The sequence below is a fragment of the Gluconobacter sp. NFX36 genome (genome assembly GCF_049887835.1).
Lineage (GTDB): Bacteria > Pseudomonadota > Alphaproteobacteria > Acetobacterales > Acetobacteraceae > Gluconobacter > Gluconobacter japonicus_A.
On record NZ_JAGEKJ010000005.1, the window covers coordinates 127,251 to 149,228 of the forward strand.

Below are 21,978 nucleotides of genomic sequence, written 5' to 3' on the forward strand. Positions count from 1 at the left end.
ATTATGGTGCCGCAAGTTCTAGCGGGCCTTCCCTGTCCGCACCATCCCGCCATCCGGATCCGTCCTGACCCTATGATTACCACCCTACGCCATCTTCTCGTTGACTCCTGGGCCGGCCGTGCCGCCGCAATCCTGATCTTCCTGGCCTTTATCGGGTGGGGCGTAGGGGATGTTTACTCCAATATGGGGACCCGTGGCTCCAACACGATTGTGCAGGTCGGTAGCCGCAGCATCACACCAGACGATCTGGCACGGGCGCTCTCCACCCAACTGCCAGCCGCAGCGCAGCAGATGGGTCTGGCGGATGCCTCGCATCTTCCGGATGGCACCAAACAGCAGATCGCCCGTCAGGTTCTTCACAATCTTGTGATCCAGAACGAAGTTCAGCTTGCTGGTGAACGGGCAGGGATGAATGTTCCAGACGAGTTGATCCGCAAAGAAATCTTCGCGATCCCGGCCTTTCATAATGCTGCGGGCCAGTTCGATCGCGCGATGCTCAATGATCGCCTGACACGCATCGGCATTACTGAAAAGCGTCTGATCCAGATGATTCGCGAGGACATCATTTCCCGCGGACTGCTTCAGGGCATGGGCGCATCCGTACAGGCACCGACGTCCCTGATGGATCGTCTCTTTGCGTTTGATGCAGACCAGCGCGTTCTGGATGTTCTGCGCGTGCCATTCACGGCGGGCACGGTTGCTGCTGCACCGACAGACGAACAGCTTCACCGCTATTACGACAATCACCCGCAGGATTTCCGCACCACGGAATATCGTCATGCCAAGATGGTTGTGATGACGGCAGACATCGTTGCCAAGACGATCGAAGTTCCGGATGACGTCCTGCACAAGCTGTATGATTTCCAGGCCCGCACCTACAATGTTCCCGAAACACGGACACTTCAGGTTCTCACCTTCCAGGACGAGGCAAAAGCCAACGCGGCCGCAACGGCATGGCGCAACACGAATGCGTGGGACGCTATCCAGAAGGCTTACCCGTACGCGGCAGCCGTAGCTCTTCCACATGTGCGCCAGAGTGACATCCCGAACCCGGAACTGGCCAAGCTCACATTCGCAGCTCAGGCAAACCAGATCACTGGCCCGACCAAAACGGCAGCAGGCTGGGTGGTCTTCAACATCACCGATGTTGTCGCACCACATCAGACAAGCTTTGAACAGGCAAAGAACGATCTGCGCGATCAGGTCCAGAAGCAGGAAGCCCCGCAGGCTCTTCAGGCGCGCCTTGCGCAGTTTCAGGACGCGATTGCAGGCTCAACGACGCTTGAAAAAATTCCATCCAATCTTGGCGCGGTTCCAGCAGCAGGTTCCCTTGATGCCCGCGGCATGACGCAGGACGGCGTACCTGCTCCAATTCCGGGCGATGCCAATCTGCGCCAGTCCATCATCCAGCACATCTTCTCCCAGAAGAAGGATGCACAGCCGGTTGTTGTGAATGGTCCGGACGGCTCTGCTTTCGCAGTTGCTGTTGACGAAATCCATCCAGGTACGCTGCGTCCCTTCACGGAAGTCCGCGATCAGGTCGTTCAGGCCTGGACCGCAGACCAGCAGCGTCATGCCGCTGATGCACGCGTCACGGCTCTGTTCACGGAAGCGAAGAAGAGCACTCTGGCCAAGGCTCTTGAAAACCAGCCAGAAGCTTCGAACCTGCGCAAGGACGTTGCTGTTTCCCGTATTCATCCGGATCAGTCCCTGCCGCAGAATGTTCTGCGGGCTGCCTTCGGCCTGAAGGTTGGCACAACTGGCATGTATGAAGGCCCGGATGCGTTCTGGCTGGTCAATGTGACCGCACAGAAGCCAGGCGATGCCGGTGACAGCCAGTCCCTACGTCACGATCTGGACGCTCAGTATGTTCAGTCCCTGCAGGCTGACATTCCGATGGCCCTGGACGCAGCGTTGGAAAAAACCGTTCCCGTCTCACACATGAACATGAACCTGTTCAATCAGGTTGTGGCCTCGACATCCCCCGCAGCCGCTAACGGAGCGCAGTGATGCCGATTGTTCACAGTATCGAAGCCGCAGATCTCCTGACCCCGGTTTCAGCCTATCTGCGCCTGTCCCGTCTTTCCGATGATCCTTACCGGATGTTGCTGGAAAGCGTGGAAGGCGGCGCGGCGAGGGGCCGTTATTCCGTGATTGCCCTTCTGCCTGATCTGGTCTGGAAGTGCCGGAGCGGGGAGGTGACCCTTGATGGAACACCTCTTCAGGGCAAACCGCTGGAGACGCTGAAGGACATTATCGACCAAAGCCAGATGGACCTCCCAGTCGATATGCCTCCCATGATCGGCGGCGTATTTGGCGTGCTGGGCTATGACATGGTTCGCCAGATGGAAGTCCTGCCCAACGCTCCCGTCAATGATCTGGATCTGCCGGAAGGCATCATGATCCGACCCCAGCTTTTCGCCGTATTTGATTCGGTCCGTGATGAGTTGACGCTCGCGGTGCCGGTTCGTGGCGCCATGACAACCGCAGAAGCTCATGCACTACTGGATCGGGCGCGGGCAGCGCTGGCTGCCCCTCTGGAAGATGCAACGGAAACGCTTCCTGCGGGCACCGAACTCGCTCCCCCATCCTCCAACGTAACGCAGGAGCAGTTCGAAGCGAATGTCCGAACCGCGCAGGATTACATCGCGGCCGGTGACGCATTTCAGATCGTTCCAAGCCAGCGCTTCACAACGCCATTCTCGCTGTCTCCGCTTGCGCTGTACCGAAGCCTCCGCCGCATTAACCCGGCTCCGTTCCTGTTCCTGATGGAACTGGAAGATTACGCACTGGTCGGTTCCTCACCGGAAATTCTCGTCCGTTTGCGGGCAGGGGAAGTCACGGTCCGCCCCCTCGCTGGCACCCGTCCGCGTGGCAACGACCGGGCACATGACCTAGAGCTTGAGAAAGAGTTACTCGCGGATCAGAAGGAACTCGCCGAGCATCTCATGCTCATTGATCTGGGACGGAATGACGTGGGCCGCGTTTCGGAACTCGGGACCGTTCAGGTGCCCGATCAGTTCGTCATCGAGCGCTACAGCCACGTTATGCACATTTCCTCGACAGTCACGGGGCAGATCAAGGCTGGCAAGACTGCCATGGATGCACTTGTTGCCGCGTTTCCAGCTGGAACGCTGACAGGCGCGCCCAAAATCCGTGCCATGGAAATCATCGACGAACTGGAGCCGACCCGCCGCGGGCCGTATTCCGGTTGCGTTGGATATTTTGGTGCGGATGGGGAAATGGATACCTGCATCGGGCTACGGATGGCTGTTCTGAAGAATGGTCAGATGTATGTTCAGGCAGGCTGCGGCGTCGTGGCAGATAGTGATCCGAACTCGGAGTTCCGCGAAACGCAGGCAAAGGCGAGAGCACTTTTCCGGGCTGCGGAAGTCGCTGTCTCCAACGCAGCAAAATCCTGAAACAATGTTGCATTTGACGTAACGAAACGTGAAGGCCATCCTGTTGCCATGATCCTGCTCATCGACAACTACGACAGCTTCACATTCAACATCGTGCATCATCTGGGCGCGCTGGGTGTTGAATGTGATGTGCGGCGCAATGACGCACTAAGCGTCGAGGAAGCTCTTGCTCTCAAACCCTCCGCCATCGTGATTTCCCCTGGTCCCTGTGCGCCCGACGGTGCTGGCATCTGCTGTGATCTGGTCCGGGCCGCAGCCGGAAAAGTGCCGGTTTTCGGCGTGTGCCTTGGACATCAAGCAATCGGGCAGGTTTTTGGCGCGAAGGTCGTCCGGGCACCTGTTCCAATGCATGGCAAGATCAGTCCGGTTGACCATGACGGTACGGGTGTTTTCGCTGGCCTTCCTAAACCGGTGAACGTCGTGCGCTATCATAGTCTGACGTTGGAGCCAGCAAGCATTCCCCCCGAACTAATCGTTAATGCGTCCACGAAGGATGGCATTATCATGGGCGTCCGTCACCGGGACTACGATGTGCATGGCGTTCAGTTTCATCCGGAGAGCATTGCCTCTACGGCAGGCCGCGAACTGCTGGCGAACTTCCTGACGATCGCTGGCATTCCGCACAAGACCGTAGAGCCGGCATGACGGAGAAAGCTGACTTTCCATCTCTTCTACGTCGCGTTGCCGACGGTTCTATTCTGACCACCGACGATGCTGAAAACGCATTTTCGGCAATCATGGCAGGAGAGGTGGAACCTGCCCAACTCGCGGCTTTCCTCACAGCGCTCAAAATGCGCGGTGAAGCTGCTGATGAACTGACAGGAGCGGTTCAGGCCGTCCGCCGTTATATGACAGTTCTGCCAGATGTTCCGGCGGATACGCTGGATGTTTGCGGGACAGGCGGCGACGGACTTGGCACACTCAATGTGTCGACCGCCGTTGCGTTCGTTCTGGCAGGACTGGGTGTTCCGATCGCCAAACATGGCAATCGCGCGCTTTCATCCAAATCTGGCGCGACTGATGTTCTGGAAAAGCTTGGCATTCCGCCGATCGACGATCCGGCTTTTCAAAGTGCTCAGTTGCGGGAAAACCATCTGGCATTCCTTGCCGCACCCTTTCATCATCCGGCCATGCGCCACGCGGCTCCTGTCCGTAAGGCACTAGGATTTCGAACACTTTTCAATCTGCTTGGACCGCTCTGCAATCCGGCTCAGGTGCAGCGTCAGCTTATTGGTGTTTTTGACGCTCGCTGGTGTGAACCGGTCGTCCGGACCCTTGGCAGCCTTGGCAGCACACATGTCTGGGCTGTTCATGGCACGACGAACGAGGGCGGCAGCGATGAACTGACACTTGCCGGCTCTGCTGAAATCGTAAGCCTCGAAAACGGCATGATTAACCGCATGACATTCGACCCGGGCATCGCGGGACTGTCATTCACTCCAATTTCTGCCATCCGCGGCGGAGATTCCACTGCGAACGCAAAGGCCCTGACTGCACTTCTTGAAGGAGAGCACGGACCTTACCGTGATACCGTTCTTTTGAATGCCGCCGCTGCCCTTCATGTGGCTGGACGCGGCATTATCGTGCATAATGGCACGATTGACGCACAGGCGTTCCGTAACAATATGGCACTGGCGGCTCGTTCCATTGATAATGGGCATGCACGGACAGCCCTGGAACGGGCGCGTACTGCCATTGCCTCCCTTACCAAGACAAATGCAGGACTATCATGACCTTCATGCATCAGCGACCAGCGATGACCTATGCACCTGAAGGGGTAGAGCAGTTTCCTGACCCGGAAGTCCCGGAAACGACCACGCCACCCATCAAGGACCCTTCAGCCGAAACGACAGATAGGAGCGACGTTCTGGCTCGTATCTGCGCACGTACCCGCGTGGACGTAGAGCAGCGCTCCCAGATCATGTCACTCAAGGACATTACGCTACGGGCGCGTGAAGTCACGACACCAACGCGCGGCTTCGGACAGGCTCTCCAGCATCTGACCGCTGACCGGCAGGTTGGGCTAATTGCTGAAATCAAGAAAGCTTCCCCGTCCGCAGGTGTTCTTCGCCCGACTTACGATCCGGTCGGTATTGCTCAGGCCTATCAGGCAGCGGGCGCGACCTGTCTGTCGGTTCTGACGGAAGGGTCATGCTTTCATGGCAGCACGGACGATATTCGCGCCGTTCGTGAGGCCTGTAGCCTCCCGATTCTTCGCAAGGATTTCATTCTTGACCCATGGCAGGTGCATGAAAGCCGCCTGATCGGTGCGGACTGTATCCTCCTCATCATGGCGGCGCTGACAGAAACGCAGGCATCCGAACTCATCGGTATCGCCCGTGGTCTGGATATGGACGTTCTGGTGGAAGTGCATGACGCAGATGAACTGAACCGTGCGTTGGCTCTTGATACATCGCTGATCGGTATCAACAATCGCAATCTTCGCACGCTCAAAACAGACATTCAGACGACACTGGATCTGGCTCCGATGGTTCCCCCAGATCGCCTGGTGGTCTCTGAAAGCGGTATCAAAACGCAGGACGACCTTCTCAAGGTTGGTGAGGTAGGAGCCAGCGCCGTACTGGTTGGAGAGAGCCTCCTTCGCGAAGATGATCCGGGAGCAGCAGCCCGTCGCCTTCTTGGCTTTACCTGACATCCGGCCCTGTTAAAGGGGGCGCTTTCGCGTCTCTCTTCAACAGGGCGTTTCCGTTAAGCTTCCGGACCCTGCCTCTCCTTTCGGAGATGTAACTGGGGTCACTCTGGCCTTCGAGGCCAAGTATCGGTAAGAGCTTCCCCAAATTTGTGCATTTCCAGGAGACCGCCATGGACGAGACAACGTCCGCTTCCAACCGGAGCAACGGTCCGGCCCTTTCGCCGGAAACAATGAAGCGTGCCTACAAGGACATGCTGCTGGTCCGACGTTTTGAAGAAAAGGCTGGGCAGCTCTACGGAATGGGGCTCATCGGAGGCTTCTGTCATCTTTATATTGGACAGGAAGCTGTTGTGGTCGGCATTGGCCTGAACATGAAGCAGGGCGATAAGTCCATCACGTCCTATCGTGACCATGGCCAGATGCTGGTTGCCGGCATGACAGCCCGTGGCGTCATGGCCGAACTGACAGGTCGCTCCGGTGGCTATTCCCGCGGCAAGGGTGGCTCCATGCACATGTTCTCCCGTGAGAAGGAGTTCTACGGTGGCCACGGCATCGTCGGTGCTCAGGTCGCACTTGGAACGGGGCTGGCATTTGCCAACCATTATCGTGGCACGGACGAAGTCTCGATCGTCTATTTTGGCGAAGGGGCTTCTGCGCAGGGGCAGGTTTACGAGAGCTTCAATCTCGCCGCCCTGCACAAGCTGCCCTGCATCTATGTGATCGAAAACAACCGCTACGGCATGGGGACATCCATCGAGCGCGCCTCGGCATCCAAAGATCTTTCCCGCAATGCCGAGCCTTGGGGTATCCCCAGCCGCAAGGTTGACGGCATGGACGTTTTCGCCGTGCATCAGGCCGCTCAGGAAGCCATGGAGCATTGCCGCGCAGGTAAGGGACCATTCCTGCTGGAAATGGAAACCTATCGCTATCGCGGACACTCCATGTCCGATCCGGCGAAGTATCGTCAGCGGACCGAAGTCGAGGAAATGCGTCGCACGCGCGATCCAATCGAAAATCTGAAGGCTGAAATGCTGCAGAATGGCATTGGCGAAGACATCTTCAAAGACATTGAAACTGACGTGAAGGCCGTTGTGGCTGACGCTGTCGAATTTGCACAGACCTGCCCGGAGCCGGATGAATCCGAGCTCTGGACTGATATTCTGGTGGAGGCCTGAGTTCCATGGCATCTCTGATTCTGATGCCGGCCCTGTCGCCGACCATGACCGAAGGTACGATTGCACGCTGGCTCCGTCAGCCGGGCGAGGCTGTAAAGTCGGGCGATGTGATCGCTGAAATTGAGACCGACAAGGCCACGATGGAAGTCGAAGCCGTTGAAGACGGCGTCTTCGGCAAAGTTCTGGTTCCCGAAGGTAGCGAGAGCGTTGCCGTCAACACACCTATCGCCGTTCTGCTTGAAGACGGTGAAGATGCGGCGGCAGCAGACAACGTAACACGTCCTGCCGATCCGGCTGCCGGCGCACCCGTTGCGATTGAAACCCCATCTGCTCCTGCCATTGTTGAGGCTCCAGCCATCAAACAGGCGGAAGAGGAAAAGGACTGGGGCGAAACGAAGAACATCACTGTTCGTGAAGCGCTGCGCGATGCAATGGCCGCAGAACTTCGCCGCGACGAAGACGTCTTCCTGATGGGTGAGGAAGTTGCCCAGTATCAAGGTGCGTACAAAATCAGCCAGGGTCTTCTGGACGAATTTGGTGAAAAGCGCGTCATCGACATGCCAATCACCGAGCATGGCTTTACGGGAATGGCAGTTGGCGCAGCACTGACAGGGCTGAAGCCGATCGTCGAGTTCATGACCATGAACTTTTCTCTGCAAGCCATTGATCATATTATTAATTCCGCAGCCAAGACGCTTTACATGTCCGGTGGTCAGATGGGCTGCCCCATCGTATTCCGCGGCCCTAATGGTGCCGCAGCGCGCGTGGGCGCACAGCACTCCCAGTGCTTTGCAAGCTGGTATGCTCATATCCCGGGCCTGAAGGTTGTGGCTCCTTGGTCTGCCGCTGATGCGAAGGGCCTGTTGCGCGCGGCCATCCGCGATCCGAACCCGGTTGTGGTGCTGGAAAACGAAATCCTGTACGGACAGAAGTTCCCATGCCCCACGGATGAGGACTTCATCCTGCCAATTGGCAAGGCCAAGATTGAACGTGAAGGCAAGGACGTTACGCTGGTCGCGTTCTCCATCATGGTCGGCGTGGCTTTGGATGCTGCGGCAAAGCTTGCCGAAGAAGGTATTGAGGCCGAGGTCATCAATCTGCGCACTCTGCGTCCGCTGGATACCGAGACCATCATCAAGAGCGTCAAAAAGACGAACCGGATTGTCTCCGTTGAGGAAGGCTGGCCGGTTGCAGGTATCGGTGCAGAAATCTGCACGGTTGCCGTTGAACAGGCGTTCGACTGGCTCGATGCACCGCCAGCGCGCGTCTGCGGCCTTGATCTGCCGCTGCCTTATGCTTCCAATCTTGAAAAACTGGCACTTCCGAAACCCGAGTGGGTTGTGGAAGCAGTCCGCAAGCAGTTCGGGGACTGACCGACAATGGCAACCGATATCCTGATGCCGGCCCTGTCGCCGACAATGACCGAAGGCAAACTGGCCCGCTGGCTCAAAAATGAGGGCGATAAGGTTTCAGCCGGCGATGTGATCGCCGAGATCGAGACCGACAAGGCCACGATGGAAGTCGAGGCCGTAGACGAGGGTATTCTCGGCCGCATTCTTGTTCAGGAAGGCGTAGAGGGTGTTGCAGTCAACACACCCATCGCCATTCTGGTTGAGGAAGGCGAAGACGTACCTGACGCATCTGTGGCACAGACGCCTGCTGCTGTTGTTCAGGCCGCTGAGCCTGTTGCTGCAAGTATACCTCCAGCAAGTGCCAAAGCCGCGTCGAAAGAGGAGAGCAGCGAGCGTATTTTCGTCTCCCCGCTGGCAAAACGCATGGCTAAAGACCGCGGAATTGCTCTTGGATCCCTAAACGGGACCGGCCCGAACGGTCGTATTCTGAAGCGGGATGTGGAGAAGGGCGGCAACGCTGCACCGGTCGCGCCGAAAACGACCCCTGCGACCCCGGTTGCTATCGACGGGGATGTAAAGCGCGTTCCGAACTCCACAATGCGGAAGGTGATTGCGCGGCGCCTGACGGAATCAAAGACACAGGTTCCGCACTTCTATGTATCCGTGGACATCGAACTTGATGCTCTGCTGGCCCTGCGTTCAAAACTGAATGCTACGGCTGAGGACAACAGCTTCAAGATCTCCGTTAACGATATGATGATCAAGGCGGTTGGGCTCGCACTGAAGAAGCAGCCCGGTCTCAATGTTCAGTTTACCGATGCCGAGACATTGCATTTCGAGAATGTGGACATTTCGATAGCTGTCTCCATCCCGGAAGGCCTCATCACGCCTATTATCCGCAATGCGGACCAGAAATCCCTGCGTGAGATCAGCCGTGAGGCCAAGGATCTGGCCAAGCGTGCCCGTGCAGGCAAGTTGAAGCCGGAAGAATTTCAGGGCGGCACGTTCTCCATTTCGAACATGGGCATGTTTGGCGTTCGGGATTTCGCGGCGATCATCAATCCGCCGCAGGCTGGTATCCTGGCCATTGCATCAGGTGAGAAACGCGCTGTTGTGCGGGGAGACCAGCTTACAATTGCAACCGTCATGACGGCGACACTTTCTGTTGATCATCGTGCCGTTGATGGCGCGCTTGGCGCACAGTGGCTGAACGCCCTGCGCGACATCGTACAGAACCCTTACACTCTGGTGGTCTGATCCATGTCCGATACTTTCGATCTGATCGTTGTTGGTGGCGGTCCTGGCGGTTACGTCGCAGCACTTCGTGCAAGCCAGCTCGGCATGAGCGTTGCCATCGTGGAAAGCACGCATTTTGGCGGTGTCTGCCTAAACTGGGGCTGCATTCCAACCAAGGCGCTCCTGCGGTCTTCCGAGATTCATCACCTCCTGCATGATCTGGGCACCTTCGGCTTCTCGGCCGAAAATGTGTCTTTTGACCTCCCCAAGATTGTTGCGCGCTCCCGCGGTATTGCACGCCGTATGGGCGGTGGCATTGCTCATCTACTCAAGAAAGCCAAAGTCACGACCTTTGACGGTCGGGCAAAACTGGCTGGTCGGGCAGGGGAAGCGCACAAGGTTTCCATCACCAAGGATGGCGCCGAAGTGGCGGTCATCAAGTCGCCCAACGTCATTCTGGCGACTGGCGCACGTGGCCGTCAGCTTCCGGGTCTGGAGACAGATGGCAAGCTGATCTGGGGTGCGCGTGAAGCCATGACGCCGACCGAGCTTCCGAAACGCCTGCTGGTCATTGGCTCTGGTGCCATTGGTATCGAATTTGCATCTTTCTATCGCAACATGGGCAGCGAAGTGACCATTGCGGAAGTTGCGGACCGAATTCTGATTGCCGAAGACCCCGAGATCAGCGCCGCCGCTCGCAAGGCCTTTGAGAAGCAGGGGATGAAGATCATCACCGGCGCAAAGGTTGGTCCGCTTCAAAAGGGTGAAAACGAGGTTTCCACCACCATTGAAAGCGCATCTGGCACGGTTGATCTGACGGTGGATCGCGTGATCTGCGCCGTTGGCATTGTTGGAAACGTTGAGGATCTTGGCCTCGAAGGGACCAAGGTTCAGGTCGATCGGACTCATATTGTCACGGACGGCTTCTGTCGCACGGCAGAGCCGGGCATCTATGCCATCGGTGACGTTGCGGGCGCTCCATGGCTTGCTCACAAGGCAAGCCATGAAGGCATTCTCTGCGTTGAAAAGATTGCCGGCCGTTCCCCACAGCCTCTGCATGCACTGAACATTCCGGGCTGCACCTATTCCCGCCCACAGATCGCTTCGGTGGGTCTGAGCGAGGAAAAGGCTATTGCCGCAGGCCACAAGGTTCGTGTCGGGCGCTTCCCGTTCATGGCGAACGGTAAGGCCGTCGCGATGGGTGAGACGGAAGGCATGGTCAAGACCGTGTTTGATGCCACGACAGGGGAACTTCTGGGCGCACACATGATTGGCGCGGAAGTCACGGAAATGATCCAGGGCTATGTCATTGCCCGTACTGGTGAACTGACGGAAGCAGAACTGATCGAGACAGTGTTCCCGCATCCGACAATTTCCGAGACGATGCACGAAGCCACTCTGGCGGCCTTCGACGGTCCGCTCCATATCTGACGCCATGTCCCAGCGCATCACCATAGATCATCGTGAGATGTCTGCTCTCCGCCACCCGGAGAAGGCACATCGTCCTGACAACCCGATCCAGCGCAAGCCATCCTGGATCCGGGTAAAGGCGCCCAATCATCCCGTGTATCACGAGACACGGGCTCTGATGCGGGAGGCCAATCTGGTTACGGTCTGTGAAGAAGCAGCCTGCCCGAATATCGGGGAATGCTGGTCCCAGCGCCATGCGACCATGATGATCATGGGGGAAATCTGCACACGGGCCTGCTCGTTCTGCAATGTGACCACAGGGCTGCCCAAGGCGCTGGATACCGATGAACCGCGCCGGGTTGCCGAAGCTGTCGCGAAGCTGGGCCTGAAGCATGTTGTTATCACATCGGTTGATCGTGATGATCTTGCGGATGGCGGTGCACGTCATTTCGCGCATGTTATTCAGTCGATCCGTGCAGCCTCCCCGGAAACAACCATTGAGATCCTGACGCCTGATTTTCTTCGGAAACCAGGTGCCTTGGAGATCGTGGTGGAGGCACGGCCGGACGTTTTCAATCACAATATCGAGACTGTACCGCGTCTCTATCCCACAATTCGCCCAGGTGCGCGATACTACCAGTCGTTGCGTCTGCTGGACGGTGTGAAGAGGCTCGATCCATCCATTTTCACCAAGTCTGGCCTGATGCTGGGCCTTGGTGAGGAGAAGATGGAAGTATGGCAGGTCATGGATGATTTCAGGGTCGCCGATGTCGATTTTCTGACGTTGGGGCAGTACCTTCAGCCAAGCGTCAAACATGCGGCTGTCGAAAAGTTTGTTACGCCGGAAGAGTTTGATGGCTATGCTGCGGCTGCCCGTTCGAAAGGATTTCTTCAGGTCAGCGCAAGCCCTCTGACGCGATCCTCCTATCATGCGGACAGCGATTTCGCGAAGCTCCAGGCCGCGCGGAACAGCCGTCTGAAAGAAAGTCTCTGATGCCGACACATGCCGAGCAACGGTTGATTGCCTACACACCGGAACAGCTTTTTGATCTGGTGGCAGATGTGGAGAAATATCCGCAGTTCCTGCCGTGGTGTGTCAAAGCCGCCATCAAGTCCCAGACAGAGCAGGAACTTGTAGCAGACCTGACCATCGGTTTCGGGCCTTTTCGCGAGACGTTTACCAGCCGCGTTACGCTCGAGCGTCCCTCACGTATTCGGGTACGCTACGAAAAGGGGCCTTTCCGGTATCTGAACAATGTCTGGACGTTCACGCCAGACCCAAGGGGCTGTCTGGTCGATTTCTTCGTAGACTTCGAGTTTCGTTCGCGTCTGCTGCAGAACGCCATGGGCGTAGTGTTCAACGAAGGTGTTCGCCTGATGGTCTCCGCATTCATCAAAAGAGCGCGGGATACCTATGGGGTACAGACTGCTCAGAGCCGTGCAACTCAACAGCCTGGCCTCTCCTGACCGAGAAAGAAATGCCGTAATATATTATGAACCATTTGGGCCATGGGCCGTTTCAGGCCCAACCACCGAATGGTGTCATGAAAGGATTACGCAATGAAGACGCTTTCCTTCGGCGCATTTGCTCTCTCGGCTCTGATTGCTGCTGCTTCTCCTGCCATGGCCGAACATCACGGCCACCATCACAAGAAGTCTGGAGCACATGCCCAGAAATCCGATGAAGTCTCAGCCACTGATGCCCTGAACGCACGTTCTCTCCAGCAGGCACAGACACCGGTTCAGGTACAGCCTCCAGCACCCCCGGCACCGGTTGCAACGGTTCCGACATCTGCTGTCGTCCCTACGGCTCCTGCGCCATCCGTCCCGCCAGCTTCCACAATGCCTGCCACGGCTCCAAACGACGGGCAGTAAGTTTCCAGTCTTTTGGCTGATAAAAAATCCCCGCCCGTCAGCGGGGATTTTTTATTTCAGACTTTCAGGATCATACCCAGAGCATGCCTGACTGTCGCTCGCCGTATATCTGAGCGGTTACCTGGGAAAACATGGCGTTCTGTAAGACTTGCCCCCTGAAAGATGGACAACCCGAAACAAACCGTTCCAACAGGCTTGGCAAGCGTTCCGCCATCAGGACCCGCAATGCCTGTAACCGAAATGGCGATCGTAGCATCCGCAGCATGGCATAAAGCACCTTCCGCCATGGCCTGCGCAGTCTCCTCACTGACTGCCCCATACCGAGACAGAATATCCTCAGGAACACCGGCGGCGCTTGTTTTAAGAGCATTGGAATACGTCACAAAGCCGCCTTCAATAAAAGCTGAAGATCCCGGGATATCTGTCAATGCCGCGCAGATCATTCCCCCTGTACAGCTTTCTACGGTGACAAGGCGCATTTTTCGGTCAGAAAGGTGCTTCAGCACGGTTTCCGAAAGGGTTTGAAAGTCAGTTTCCGACATTGGTTGCACTCACCCGATAAACCATCATGTTTGCCTCGATATTCTCGATATACATTCGCGTTTCCCGGTAAGGCAGACGCTCGATCCAATCCAGAAGTCCATCTTCTGTCAGCGGATCAGCAGGAGGATTTGCCTTGAGCCAGAGATCCACTCTGTGTGGACCTGCATTATAGGCCGCGAGTGCATAGGGAATGGTATTTTCAAACCGTGTCAGAAGCTGCGACACATATGCGTTTCCGACGGTCAGATTGGTCTGCGGGTCGAGCAAGGCTGCGGCTGAAACATTAATTCCGCCGAGATGCCCGCGCCGGACAACATCCTTCGCTGCGGCAGGAAGAATTTGTAGCAAGCCAATGGCATGTGCACTACTTATCGCAGAAGGGTCGAACCCGCTTTCCTGCCGAATAATAGCCGGAAGCAAGCCAACAGGGATTGTAGAGGCTTCAGGCCAAGGATCAGGAAAGCCTTGCGGATAAAGAGCCACCCCTTTTCGAGACAAAGCATGTGCTGCAAAAACTTCAGCAGCCGGAACATTCAGACGCGCGCCCAAATCAGCGACTGCTTTCTGCCCTTCTGGTGATGGATTTGCGACCTGAAGCAAAAGAAGAAAATCTTTTGCATGCTCCAGATCGCCCGACTGCGCGAGTTCGGAGACTGCTTCAACCAGATCCTGTCTCTGCAATACTCCTGCATTCAGAGCAGGAAGTGCTTGCAAATCCTGCAGGAGGGCATGATGGAAATTAGGTGACGACGCACCTGAGACAAGCAAGGAAAGTTCTTGAGTCAACGCAGCCTGAGCGAGTTGACCATGAAATGTCGTGGGAAAGCGTGTGGCCTGCTGGAAGGCCACCTGTGCACCATGATCGTCTTTCAGGGCTTGGCGGGCTCGCCCAGTCCAGTACCAACCTCGCGCCTGCATGGCGAGCGAGGTTGCCTGTTGCAAAGGACTGAAAAACTGCTCGGCTTTTTGCGGATCAGCAAGCAGTCGCAAAGCGATGAAACCCGAAAGATTTTGCGCTTCCTGACGATCAATTTCGGTGAAAGGCAGCGTCATATCCTGGGCAAGCGCATAAGCGTCCTGCGTCCGGCCTGCCAGAAGAAAGGCTCGCGCAAGACTAGCTCTTTCGCTCGACCAGTCGTGAGATGGGGCAGCAACCTGGAGGGCATAGCCTTCCGACGCCCAGAGAGCCAATGCTTCATCCAGACGATTTCCACGCCGTAGCGCCTTCAAACGATAACGGACCAGTGTGGGGTCTGACCGATCACGAGATGAAAGAGTATTGAAAGCCGTGTCAGCATCTGGAGACGCTGCACGCTCGGCGAGGCGGGCCTCCGCCAAAGCCTGCCGATCCGCAGGAAGGCGATCAATCTGGCGACTTGCAGCCGAAATTTGTCCGGAACTTTCAAGGCGCTCATAGCGATGCCACTGATCCTCGAGCGTAAAACCTGCGCCATAAAGACCAAGAAGCGAGACTTCCTCCTGCGCATTACCAGCGCCAGAACTCCAGAGATTACGGGCCTTTGCAGCGGAATCAGACATATGGTCGGAACATGTCAGAAACGCTGAAACCATGGTCAGCGGCAATGTTGGGCAAAGTCGGTCAAGCATTGCCGGATCGGATGTATGGGCGAGGGCGGTCTGGTAACGCCACATCATTTTTGCCCGCTGCGGCCAGGTCGGCGTCTGCACCAGAAATGCCTGATAGGCCTCTGCAGGGAGATTACCTGCGCCAGGTGACACCAGTTGAAGCCACTGGACGAGCCTGTCCCGGACAGGGGGCGTTACGTTCGGAACAGGCGCTGCAGCTCCCAAAAAAAGAGCAACAGCCAGAAGAACGGGACGTTTAGCTCGGCAGCACAACATGATGCCAGATTTCTCCTCCGCCGCGGATGATGAGTTCAATCGCCACGGCTAGCACAACAAGCAGACCACACCAGGCAATCCAGCGATAGCGGGCAAGGAGTCCTGCAATAAACGACGCCGCAATTCCCATCAACAATACGGAAAAGGCCAAACCGCCAACGAGAATCCAAGGGTGCCCGACAGCAGCACCCGCAACCGCCAGAACATTGTCCAGACTCATGGAAAGATCGGCCACGACAATCTTGAGAATGGCGGCCCCCAGTCGGGACGGAGCCTCCACTTCCGCTTCGGCATCGCTGTGCCGAAGCTCCCGGTACATCTTCCAGCAGACCCACAGCAGCAGGCAACCACCGGCGAGTGTCAGGCCGATAATCGCTAAAAGGCGTGCGGCAACAAGAGCTAGCCCCACACGCAGGAGAGCTGCAAAAGCTGTCCCGATCAGGATTGCAAGCCGTCTCTGACGTCCCTGGAGACTACGCACCGCCATCCCGATGACAATCGCGTTGTCTCCGGCAAGGGTGATGTCAATCAGCGTTACCTGCGCGAGCGCGATCAGGGCGTGGGTCAGGGTATCGGGCGTCAAAGGGTTATTTCTTCCAAAAGGGGTCCGTGCAATCTCTTCGTATTTGGTCTAAGCAGCCCTCGTAAAGCCCCACTCGCTTCCGGAGTTCTCATGGTTCCGCGTTACAGCCGCCCCCAGATGACCGCGATCTGGTCGCCCGCCAACCGTTACCGGATCTGGTTCGAAATCGAAGCTCTGGCCTGTGAAGCCATGGCTCAACAGGGCGCCATGCCTGTCGAATCAGCCAAAATCATCCGTGAGAAGGGGGATGCTGCCATGGCTGCATTCTCCGATGCTGATCTGGCCCGAATTGACGAGATCGAAGCTGAAACGCGCCATGACGTGATTGCGTTCCTGACCTGGCTTGCAGGAAAGGTCGGTCCGGACAGTCGTTTCGTTCATCTGGGCATGACGTCTTCCGACGTGCTGGACACCTGCCTGTCCGTTCAGATGACGCAGGCTGCTGATCTTCTTCTGGAAGACCTGGATCGCGTTCTGGAAGCGCTCAAGACACGCGCCTATGAGCACAAGCTGACCGTCACGATCGGCCGCAGCCACGCGATTCATGCTGAGCCAACAAGCTTCGGCCTGAAGCTGGCTGGTCATTACGCTGAATTTGCCCGCAACAAAGAGCGCCTGCTTCAGGCTCGCAAGGAAATCGCGGTCTGCGCCATTTCTGGCGCCGTTGGTACCTATGCGCATATTGACCCGGCTGTTGAAGAATATGTCGCCGACAAGCTCGGCCTTGTTGCCGAGAGCGTGTCCACACAGGTCATCCCACGTGACCGCCACGCTGCGTTCTTCTGCACGCTTGGCGTCATTGCAAGCGGCATCGAGCGTCTGGCCGTTGAAGTGCGTCATCTTCAGCGTTCGGAAGTCCGGGAAGCGGAAGAGTTCTTCCACAAGGGGCAGAAGGGCAGTTCCGCGATGCCGCACAAGCGGAATCCGGTTCTTTCTGAAAATCTGACCGGCCTTGCCCGTCTGATCCGCTCTCACGTCGTTCCCGCACTTGAGAACGTGGCGCTGTGGCATGAGCGGGACATCAGCCATTCTTCCGTGGAGCGTAACATCTGCCCGGACGGTACGATCGGGCTTGATTTCGCCCTGATCCGTCTGGCTGGCATGATGGAAAAGCTGGTGATCTATCCGGATCAGATGATTGCCAACATGGAAAGCCTTGGCGGCGTGGTCCATTCCGGCGAAGTTCTGCTGGTTCTGGCCCGTGCCGGTATCTCCCGTGAAGACGCCTACCGGATCGTACAGCGCAACGCCATGGAGACATGGACGAAGCTGGGTAAGCCGGGCTTCCGCACGTTCCGTGAAAATCTGGAGGCCGACCCGGAAGTGTCAGGTCGTGTGAGTGCCGAGGTTCTAGATCGCGCTTTCGATCCGGCCCAGCATCTCAAGCAGATTGATCGTATCTACAGCCGCGTTTTCGGCTAATCTGGACAAATCTGGGCGGGAATAGTTTTCCCGCACTCTCGCGGTTCTGGCTCCGTAATGCTATGGAACCGGAAAACCGTCGCTGGACCAGCCGTTTCCGCATCCCTATGAACCGGGACGGCGCAACGCAGTAAGGATTGCTCATGGCCCGCCGCCGCCAGCTTTACGAAGGCAAAGCCAAGGTTCTTTTTGAAGGGCCAGAGCCCGGAACACTCGTGCAGTATTTCAAGGATGACGCCACCGCCGGAAACGGTGCGAAAAGTGGCATCATCACCGGAAAGGGTGTTCTGAACAACCGCATCAGCGAACACCTGATGATGAAGCTGCATGACATCAACATCCCCACGCACTTCATTCGCCGTCTGAACATGCGTGAGCAGCTGATCCGGGAAGTCGAGATCATTCCTCTGGAAGTTGTGGTCCGCAACGTCGCGGCTGGCTCCATCGCCAAGCGTCTGGGCATTCCTGAGGGAACGCGCCTGCCACGCACCATCATTGAATATTATTACAAGAATGACTCCCTTGGAGACCCGATGGTCTCTGAAGAGCATATTGCCGCATTCGACTGGGCCTCTCCGCAGGACCTGGATGACATGAACACGCTGGCCCTCCGCACCAATGATTTTCTGATGGGAATTTTCATGGGTGTCGGCATCACGCTTGTTGATTTCAAGCTGGAATTCGGCCGTCTGTGGGAAGGCGAGGAGATGCGGATCATCGTCGCTGACGAGATCTCTCCAGACAACTGCCGCCTGTGGGACGCCAAAACCAGCGAGAAGATGGACAAGGACCGGTTCCGCAGGGACATGGGCCGCGTCGAGGAAGCTTATCAGGAAGTCGCACGGCGTCTCGGGATCCTTCCCGAAGCCAGCAATGGAGACCTCAAGGGTCCGGAGGCAGTACAGTGAAGATCCGCGTTTTTGTTTCCCTGAAAGACGGCGTTCTTGATCCTCAGGGCAAGGCTGTTGGCCATGCACTTGAGTCTCTTGGCTTCAAGGGTATCGGCGAAGTCCGTGTGAACCGCGTTGTCGAACTGGACGTTCCTGCAACGGACAAGGCCGAGGCGATCCAGCAGGGTGAAGCCATGGCCCGTGCGCTTCTGGCCAACGAAGTGATCGAGGATTTCAGGGTCGAGGTGGCAGAATGAAGCTTTTCTCCGCAGTTCTTCTGGCAAGCGGCCTTCTGGCCGTAACCGCCGCTCCGGCTCACGCACAACGCGTCTCCAAAGTTTCCGGCAAAGCTCTTGGCAACATGTGCTCTGCCAGCAAGTCCACCGCTCTGTGCGATGCCTATCTCGCAGGCGTGATGGATAGCGAAGTCTGGGCCAAGAAATACGACAGCTATGCGGACGATGCAGGTGCTCCGGTCGCATTCTGCGTTCCGACGGGTGAGACCACCACGCAGGTTCGTGGCAAGCTGATTTCATGGCTGCACGCGCACACTGATGCCCTGACGCAGCCCGGTGGAAAGGCCGTTTATCGTGCTCTGCACGAGGCTTATCCGTGTCATGCCGCAGCATCGGCTCCAGCGGAGGGCCAGAAATGAAGGCCGGTATCGTCGTTTTCCCCGGTACGAACCGGGAGCGCGACATGGTGCATGCCCTGAAGCTGGTCTCAGGCCAGACCCCGAAAATGATCTGGCATCGCGAGACATCTCTCGGTGATCTGGATCTCGTGGTTCTGCCGGGTGGCTTCAGCTTCGGGGACTACCTGCGCAGTGGCGCCATGGCGGCTCATTCCCCCATCCTGCGCGAGGTCAAAGCCTTCGCCGAGAAGGGCGGTCACGTTCTGGGTGTGTGCAATGGCTTCCAGATCCTGACGGAGTCTCATCTTCTGCCGGGTGCGCTGCTTCGGAATGCCGGTCTGCGGTTCCTGTCGCAGGATTGCCACCTGAAGGTCGAGAACGCATCGTCCCCCTTCACGCAGGGGTGGTCATCGGGCGACGTTTTCCGCGCGCCTCTGGCTCATGGGGACGGCAACTACACTGCTTCTGACGAGACGCTCTCACGTCTCGAAGGTGAGGGCCGGGTTGCGTTTCGCTACTGTGGTGCCAAGGGCGAGGTTTCGTGTGATGACCGTCATGTGAACCCCAATGGCAGTGCTCGCTCTATTGCTGGCATCCTGAGCGAAAACGGCCGTGTCTGCGGTCTGATGCCGCACCCGGAAAACCTGACTGACCCGGAAATCGGTGACACCGATGGTGTGCCGCTCTTCAAAGGCCTTGTGGAGGCTCTCGTCGGATGAGTGTGACAATCGACGCCAAACTGGCTCAGTCCTTCGGTCTGACGGTCGAGGAATATGAGAAGGTCCTGACCATCATGGGTCGGACCCCGAGCTTTACGGAGCTTGGAATTTTCTCGGTCATGTGGTCGGAGCACTGCTCCTACAAATCCTCCCGCATCCATCTCAAGACGCTGCCAACCAAGGCTCCATGGGTTATCCATGGGCCAGGTGAGAATGCGGGCGTTGTGGATATCGGCGAAGGTCTGGCTGCTGTCTTCAAGATGGAAAGCCACAACCATCCGTCTTTCATCGAGCCCTATCAGGGCGCTGCGACAGGTGTGGGCGGCATCCTTCGTGACGTCTTCACCATGGGTGCCCGTCCGGTCGCCAATCTGAATGCTCTGCGTTTCGGTGATCCAAAAACACCGGGGACGCGCCGTATTGTTGACGGCGTGGTTCGCGGCGTCGGTGGCTACGGCAACTGCGTTGGCGTTCCGACGGTCGGCGGCGAAGTCAATTTCCACAAGGCCTATGACGGCAATCCGCTCGTCAACGCCATGACGGTTGGCGTGGCCAAGCAGGATAAGATCTTCCTGTCCGCAGCTGCTGGTGTGGGTAATCCGGTCGTGTATGTCGGCTCCAAGACAGGACGTGACGGCATCCATGGTGCCACCATGTCTTCCGCGGAGTTTGACGAAGAGGCCGCATCCAAGCGCCCGACCGTGCAGGTCGGAGACCCGTTCATCGAGAAGCTTCTGATTGAAGCCTGTCTCGAACTGATGGCAACCGATGCGATTGTGGCTATTCAGGACATGGGCGCTGCTGGCCTGACGTCTTCTGCCGTCGAAATGGCAGGCAAGGGCGGCGTTGGCATCGAGATGGATCTTGATGCAGTTCCGCAGCGCGAGCCCAACATGTCCGCCTATGAGATGATGCTGTCTGAGAGCCAGGAGCGGATGCTCATGGTCCTCAAGCCGGAAAGCACCGAACAGGCCCGCGCCATTTTCGAAAAGTGGGAGCTGGATTTCGCTGTTGTCGGACATCTGACCGATACCGGACGCATCACGGTCAAGCACAATGGCGTGATCGAAGCTGACATCGAACTGGCACCGCTGGCCGATGAAGCTCCGATCTACAATCGTCCGACCGTGCCGCTGGAAAAGCCACGCCACATTCAGCCTCCGGCTGATCCGGTGGGTGTTGAGCATGCTCTTCTGACGCTGATTGGTTGCCCGGACCTGGCCTCCCGCGCCTGGGTCTGGAACCAGTATGATGGGTCTGTCGGTGGCAACACGGCGCGTCGTCCTGGTGCGGCTGATGCTGCTGTTGTTCGCGTGGAAGGCACCCGTCTGGGTCTCGCCCTCACGACTGATTGCACACCACGGTATTGTCAGGCGGATCCGAAAGTTGGCGGGGCGCAGGCTGTTGCCGAAGCATGGCGCAACATCACGGCAACAGGTGCGAAGCCGCTTGCCGTGACGGACAACCTGAACTTCGGCAATCCGGAACGTCCGGAAATCATGGCGCAGTTCGCAGAAGCCATCAAAGGCATGGGCGATGCGTGCCGCGCGCTCGATTTCCCGGTCGTGAGTGGCAACGTCTCGCTCTATAACGAGACGCGCTCTCCGACAGGTCTGGCTCAGGCCATTCTTCCGACGCCGGCCATTGGTGCGCTTGGTGTACTGGCAGATGCCTCACGCTCGATTGGACTTGCCATGCCTGATGCGCACGGTCTTGTCCTGATTGGTGAAATCCGTGGCGAACTGGGTCAGTCCCTGTGGCTGCGTGAAATCTGCCACCGGGAAGAGGGCGCTCCACCTCATGTTGATCTCGTGGCCGAACGCCGGAATGGCGATTTTGTCCGCGGTCAGATCGAAGCCGGCGCTGTGACAGCCTGTCATGACATCGCAGATGGCGGCCTTCTGGTCACGATTGCCGAAATGGTCATGGCTGGAGACGTTGGCTGCACGCTAAATCCGCCTCCGTCCAATCTTCCGCTACATGCGTTCTGGTTTGGTGAAGATCAGGCCTGCTATGTCGTGGCAACACCAGATGCCCAGAAGCTTATTGCCGCGGCTGAAAAAGCTCATGTTCCTGCACGCAAGCTGGGTCGCTCTGGCGGCACCTCACTGAACCTTGCTGACGGGATTTCCCTGGAAGCCAGCAGGCTGCGCAAGATCAACGCTGCCTTTTTCCCGAAATTCATGGATGAGGAAGTCTGA

General features: G+C 57.4%; 21 protein-coding genes. 18 read left to right on the forward strand and 3 right to left on the reverse strand.

Going from position 1 to position 21,978, the window contains the following annotated elements:
* The first annotated feature begins 72 nt into the window (after positions 1-72).
* The 12 genes from J4P41_RS06855 (at position 73) to J4P41_RS06910 (ending at position 13,123) form a co-directional block, all read left to right on the forward strand.
* Positions 73-2,010 carry a peptidyl-prolyl cis-trans isomerase gene (locus tag J4P41_RS06855; protein WP_426066537.1) on the forward strand — a complete coding sequence of 646 codons (1,938 nt, stop codon included), beginning with the start codon at positions 73-75 and terminating at the stop codon, positions 2,008-2,010.
* Positions 2,010-3,422, forward strand: a complete 1,413-nt coding sequence (gene trpE / locus J4P41_RS06860) for an anthranilate synthase component I (protein WP_426066538.1) — start codon at positions 2,010-2,012, stop codon at positions 3,420-3,422. Before J4P41_RS06855 ends, trpE begins: the two co-directional genes overlap by 1 nt.
* 48 nt (positions 3,423-3,470) lie before the next feature.
* Entirely contained in the window at positions 3,471-4,067 is a 597-nt protein-coding gene (locus tag J4P41_RS06865; RefSeq protein ID WP_426066539.1) for an anthranilate synthase component II, read from the forward strand.
* Positions 4,064-5,155, forward strand: coding sequence for an anthranilate phosphoribosyltransferase (gene trpD, locus J4P41_RS06870; protein WP_426066540.1), 1,092 nt, complete (start codon positions 4,064-4,066; stop codon positions 5,153-5,155). The genes J4P41_RS06865 and trpD overlap by 4 nt, the downstream gene beginning before the upstream one ends.
* Positions 5,152-6,075, forward strand: a complete 924-nt coding sequence (gene trpC, locus J4P41_RS06875) for an indole-3-glycerol phosphate synthase TrpC (protein WP_061932957.1) — start codon at positions 5,152-5,154, stop codon at positions 6,073-6,075. Before trpD ends, trpC begins: the two co-directional genes overlap by 4 nt.
* Positions 6,076-6,245: 170 nt before the next feature.
* Positions 6,246-7,250 (forward strand): pyruvate dehydrogenase (acetyl-transferring) E1 component subunit alpha, encoded by a 1,005-nt coding sequence (pdhA, locus tag J4P41_RS06880; protein ID WP_426066541.1) that lies wholly within the window; start codon positions 6,246-6,248, stop codon positions 7,248-7,250.
* A gap of 5 nt (positions 7,251-7,255) precedes the next feature.
* The gene (locus J4P41_RS06885) at positions 7,256-8,623 is read left to right on the forward strand and encodes a pyruvate dehydrogenase complex E1 component subunit beta (protein ID WP_415574349.1); all 1,368 of its coding nucleotides are present in this window, start codon (positions 7,256-7,258) and stop codon (positions 8,621-8,623) included.
* A 6-nt stretch (positions 8,624-8,629) separates the two neighbouring features.
* Positions 8,630-9,859: a pyruvate dehydrogenase complex dihydrolipoamide acetyltransferase gene (locus J4P41_RS06890; RefSeq protein WP_426066542.1), complete on the forward strand. Its 1,230-nt coding sequence runs from the start codon at positions 8,630-8,632 to the stop codon at positions 9,857-9,859.
* A gap of 3 nt (positions 9,860-9,862) precedes the next feature.
* Positions 9,863-11,269: a dihydrolipoyl dehydrogenase gene (lpdA, locus tag J4P41_RS06895; RefSeq protein ID WP_062015159.1), complete on the forward strand. Its 1,407-nt coding sequence runs from the start codon at positions 9,863-9,865 to the stop codon at positions 11,267-11,269.
* A gap of 4 nt (positions 11,270-11,273) precedes the next feature.
* Positions 11,274-12,242: a lipoyl synthase gene (gene lipA / locus J4P41_RS06900; RefSeq protein WP_010501738.1), complete on the forward strand. Its 969-nt coding sequence runs from the start codon at positions 11,274-11,276 to the stop codon at positions 12,240-12,242.
* A complete protein-coding gene (locus J4P41_RS06905) occupies positions 12,242-12,715 on the forward strand; it encodes a type II toxin-antitoxin system RatA family toxin (protein WP_426066543.1) in 474 nt (157 codons plus the stop codon). Before lipA ends, J4P41_RS06905 begins: the two co-directional genes overlap by 1 nt.
* 93 nt (positions 12,716-12,808) lie before the next feature.
* Positions 12,809-13,123 carry a hypothetical protein gene (locus J4P41_RS06910; RefSeq protein ID WP_426066544.1) on the forward strand — a complete coding sequence of 105 codons (315 nt, stop codon included), beginning with the start codon at positions 12,809-12,811 and terminating at the stop codon, positions 13,121-13,123.
* Positions 13,124-13,179: 56 nt separating this feature from the next.
* Here J4P41_RS06910 and J4P41_RS06915 read toward each other — a convergent pair whose 3' ends face one another.
* Genes J4P41_RS06915 through J4P41_RS06925 form a run of 3 tightly spaced genes read right to left on the reverse strand, consistent with a single transcriptional unit; the run spans position 13,180 to position 16,112 of the window.
* A complete protein-coding gene (locus J4P41_RS06915) occupies positions 13,180-13,665 on the reverse strand; it encodes a CinA family protein (RefSeq protein ID WP_426066545.1) in 486 nt (161 codons plus the stop codon).
* Complete coding sequence (locus tag J4P41_RS06920; protein ID WP_426066546.1) at positions 13,652-15,529, reverse strand: lytic transglycosylase domain-containing protein; 1,878 nt, start codon at positions 15,527-15,529, stop codon at positions 13,652-13,654. The genes J4P41_RS06915 and J4P41_RS06920 overlap by 14 nt, the downstream gene beginning before the upstream one ends.
* Positions 15,510-16,112: a YjbE family putative metal transport protein gene (locus J4P41_RS06925; RefSeq protein WP_426066547.1), complete on the reverse strand. Its 603-nt coding sequence runs from the start codon at positions 16,110-16,112 to the stop codon at positions 15,510-15,512. The genes J4P41_RS06920 and J4P41_RS06925 overlap by 20 nt, the downstream gene beginning before the upstream one ends.
* A gap of 90 nt (positions 16,113-16,202) precedes the next feature.
* Between J4P41_RS06925 and purB the strand changes: the two genes are divergently transcribed.
* The 6 genes from purB (at position 16,203) to purL (ending at position 21,978) form a co-directional block, all read left to right on the forward strand.
* Positions 16,203-17,534 (forward strand): adenylosuccinate lyase, encoded by a 1,332-nt coding sequence (gene purB / locus J4P41_RS06930; protein WP_426066548.1) that lies wholly within the window; start codon positions 16,203-16,205, stop codon positions 17,532-17,534.
* 143 nt (positions 17,535-17,677) lie between these two features.
* Positions 17,678-18,442: a phosphoribosylaminoimidazolesuccinocarboxamide synthase gene (purC, locus tag J4P41_RS06935; RefSeq protein WP_010501729.1), complete on the forward strand. Its 765-nt coding sequence runs from the start codon at positions 17,678-17,680 to the stop codon at positions 18,440-18,442.
* Positions 18,439-18,681, forward strand: coding sequence for a phosphoribosylformylglycinamidine synthase subunit PurS (gene purS / locus J4P41_RS06940; RefSeq protein WP_426066549.1), 243 nt, complete (start codon positions 18,439-18,441; stop codon positions 18,679-18,681). Before purC ends, purS begins: the two co-directional genes overlap by 4 nt.
* Positions 18,678-19,079, forward strand: a complete 402-nt coding sequence (locus J4P41_RS06945) for a Rap1a/Tai family immunity protein (protein WP_426066550.1) — start codon at positions 18,678-18,680, stop codon at positions 19,077-19,079. The genes purS and J4P41_RS06945 overlap by 4 nt, the downstream gene beginning before the upstream one ends.
* Positions 19,076-19,777, forward strand: coding sequence for a phosphoribosylformylglycinamidine synthase subunit PurQ (gene purQ / locus J4P41_RS06950; RefSeq protein WP_426066551.1), 702 nt, complete (start codon positions 19,076-19,078; stop codon positions 19,775-19,777). Before J4P41_RS06945 ends, purQ begins: the two co-directional genes overlap by 4 nt.
* Complete coding sequence (gene purL, locus J4P41_RS06955) at positions 19,774-21,978, forward strand: phosphoribosylformylglycinamidine synthase subunit PurL (RefSeq protein ID WP_426066552.1); 2,205 nt, start codon at positions 19,774-19,776, stop codon at positions 21,976-21,978. Before purQ ends, purL begins: the two co-directional genes overlap by 4 nt.

What these genes read in the sequence shown, in the direction of transcription:
- J4P41_RS06905 (WP_426066543.1), top strand. Translation starts at nt 12,242, where the DNA reads ATGCCGACACATGCCGAGCAACGGTTGATTGCCTACACACCGGAACAG.
- purQ (WP_426066551.1), top strand. Translation starts at nt 19,076, where the DNA reads ATGAAGGCCGGTATCGTCGTTTTCCCCGGTACGAACCGGGAGCGCGAC.
- J4P41_RS06945 (WP_426066550.1), top strand. Translation starts at nt 18,678, where the DNA reads ATGAAGCTTTTCTCCGCAGTTCTTCTGGCAAGCGGCCTTCTGGCCGTA.
- J4P41_RS06855 (WP_426066537.1), top strand. Translation starts at nt 73, where the DNA reads ATGATTACCACCCTACGCCATCTTCTCGTTGACTCCTGGGCCGGCCGT.
- pdhA (WP_426066541.1), top strand. Translation starts at nt 6,246, where the DNA reads ATGGACGAGACAACGTCCGCTTCCAACCGGAGCAACGGTCCGGCCCTT.
- J4P41_RS06890 (WP_426066542.1), top strand. Translation starts at nt 8,630, where the DNA reads ATGGCAACCGATATCCTGATGCCGGCCCTGTCGCCGACAATGACCGAA.
- J4P41_RS06910 (WP_426066544.1), top strand. Translation starts at nt 12,809, where the DNA reads ATGAAGACGCTTTCCTTCGGCGCATTTGCTCTCTCGGCTCTGATTGCT.
- J4P41_RS06865 (WP_426066539.1), top strand. Translation starts at nt 3,471, where the DNA reads ATGATCCTGCTCATCGACAACTACGACAGCTTCACATTCAACATCGTG.
- J4P41_RS06885 (WP_415574349.1), top strand. Translation starts at nt 7,256, where the DNA reads ATGGCATCTCTGATTCTGATGCCGGCCCTGTCGCCGACCATGACCGAA.
- purB (WP_426066548.1), top strand. Translation starts at nt 16,203, where the DNA reads ATGGTTCCGCGTTACAGCCGCCCCCAGATGACCGCGATCTGGTCGCCC.
- J4P41_RS06920 (WP_426066546.1), bottom strand. Translation starts at nt 15,529, where the DNA reads ATGTTGTGCTGCCGAGCTAAACGTCCCGTTCTTCTGGCTGTTGCTCTT.
- trpC (WP_061932957.1), top strand. Translation starts at nt 5,152, where the DNA reads ATGACCTTCATGCATCAGCGACCAGCGATGACCTATGCACCTGAAGGG.
- trpD (WP_426066540.1), top strand. Translation starts at nt 4,064, where the DNA reads ATGACGGAGAAAGCTGACTTTCCATCTCTTCTACGTCGCGTTGCCGAC.
- trpE (WP_426066538.1), top strand. Translation starts at nt 2,010, where the DNA reads ATGCCGATTGTTCACAGTATCGAAGCCGCAGATCTCCTGACCCCGGTT.
- purL (WP_426066552.1), top strand. Translation starts at nt 19,774, where the DNA reads ATGAGTGTGACAATCGACGCCAAACTGGCTCAGTCCTTCGGTCTGACG.
- purC (WP_010501729.1), top strand. Translation starts at nt 17,678, where the DNA reads ATGGCCCGCCGCCGCCAGCTTTACGAAGGCAAAGCCAAGGTTCTTTTT.
- lipA (WP_010501738.1), top strand. Translation starts at nt 11,274, where the DNA reads ATGTCCCAGCGCATCACCATAGATCATCGTGAGATGTCTGCTCTCCGC.
- lpdA (WP_062015159.1), top strand. Translation starts at nt 9,863, where the DNA reads ATGTCCGATACTTTCGATCTGATCGTTGTTGGTGGCGGTCCTGGCGGT.
- J4P41_RS06915 (WP_426066545.1), bottom strand. Translation starts at nt 13,665, where the DNA reads ATGTCGGAAACTGACTTTCAAACCCTTTCGGAAACCGTGCTGAAGCAC.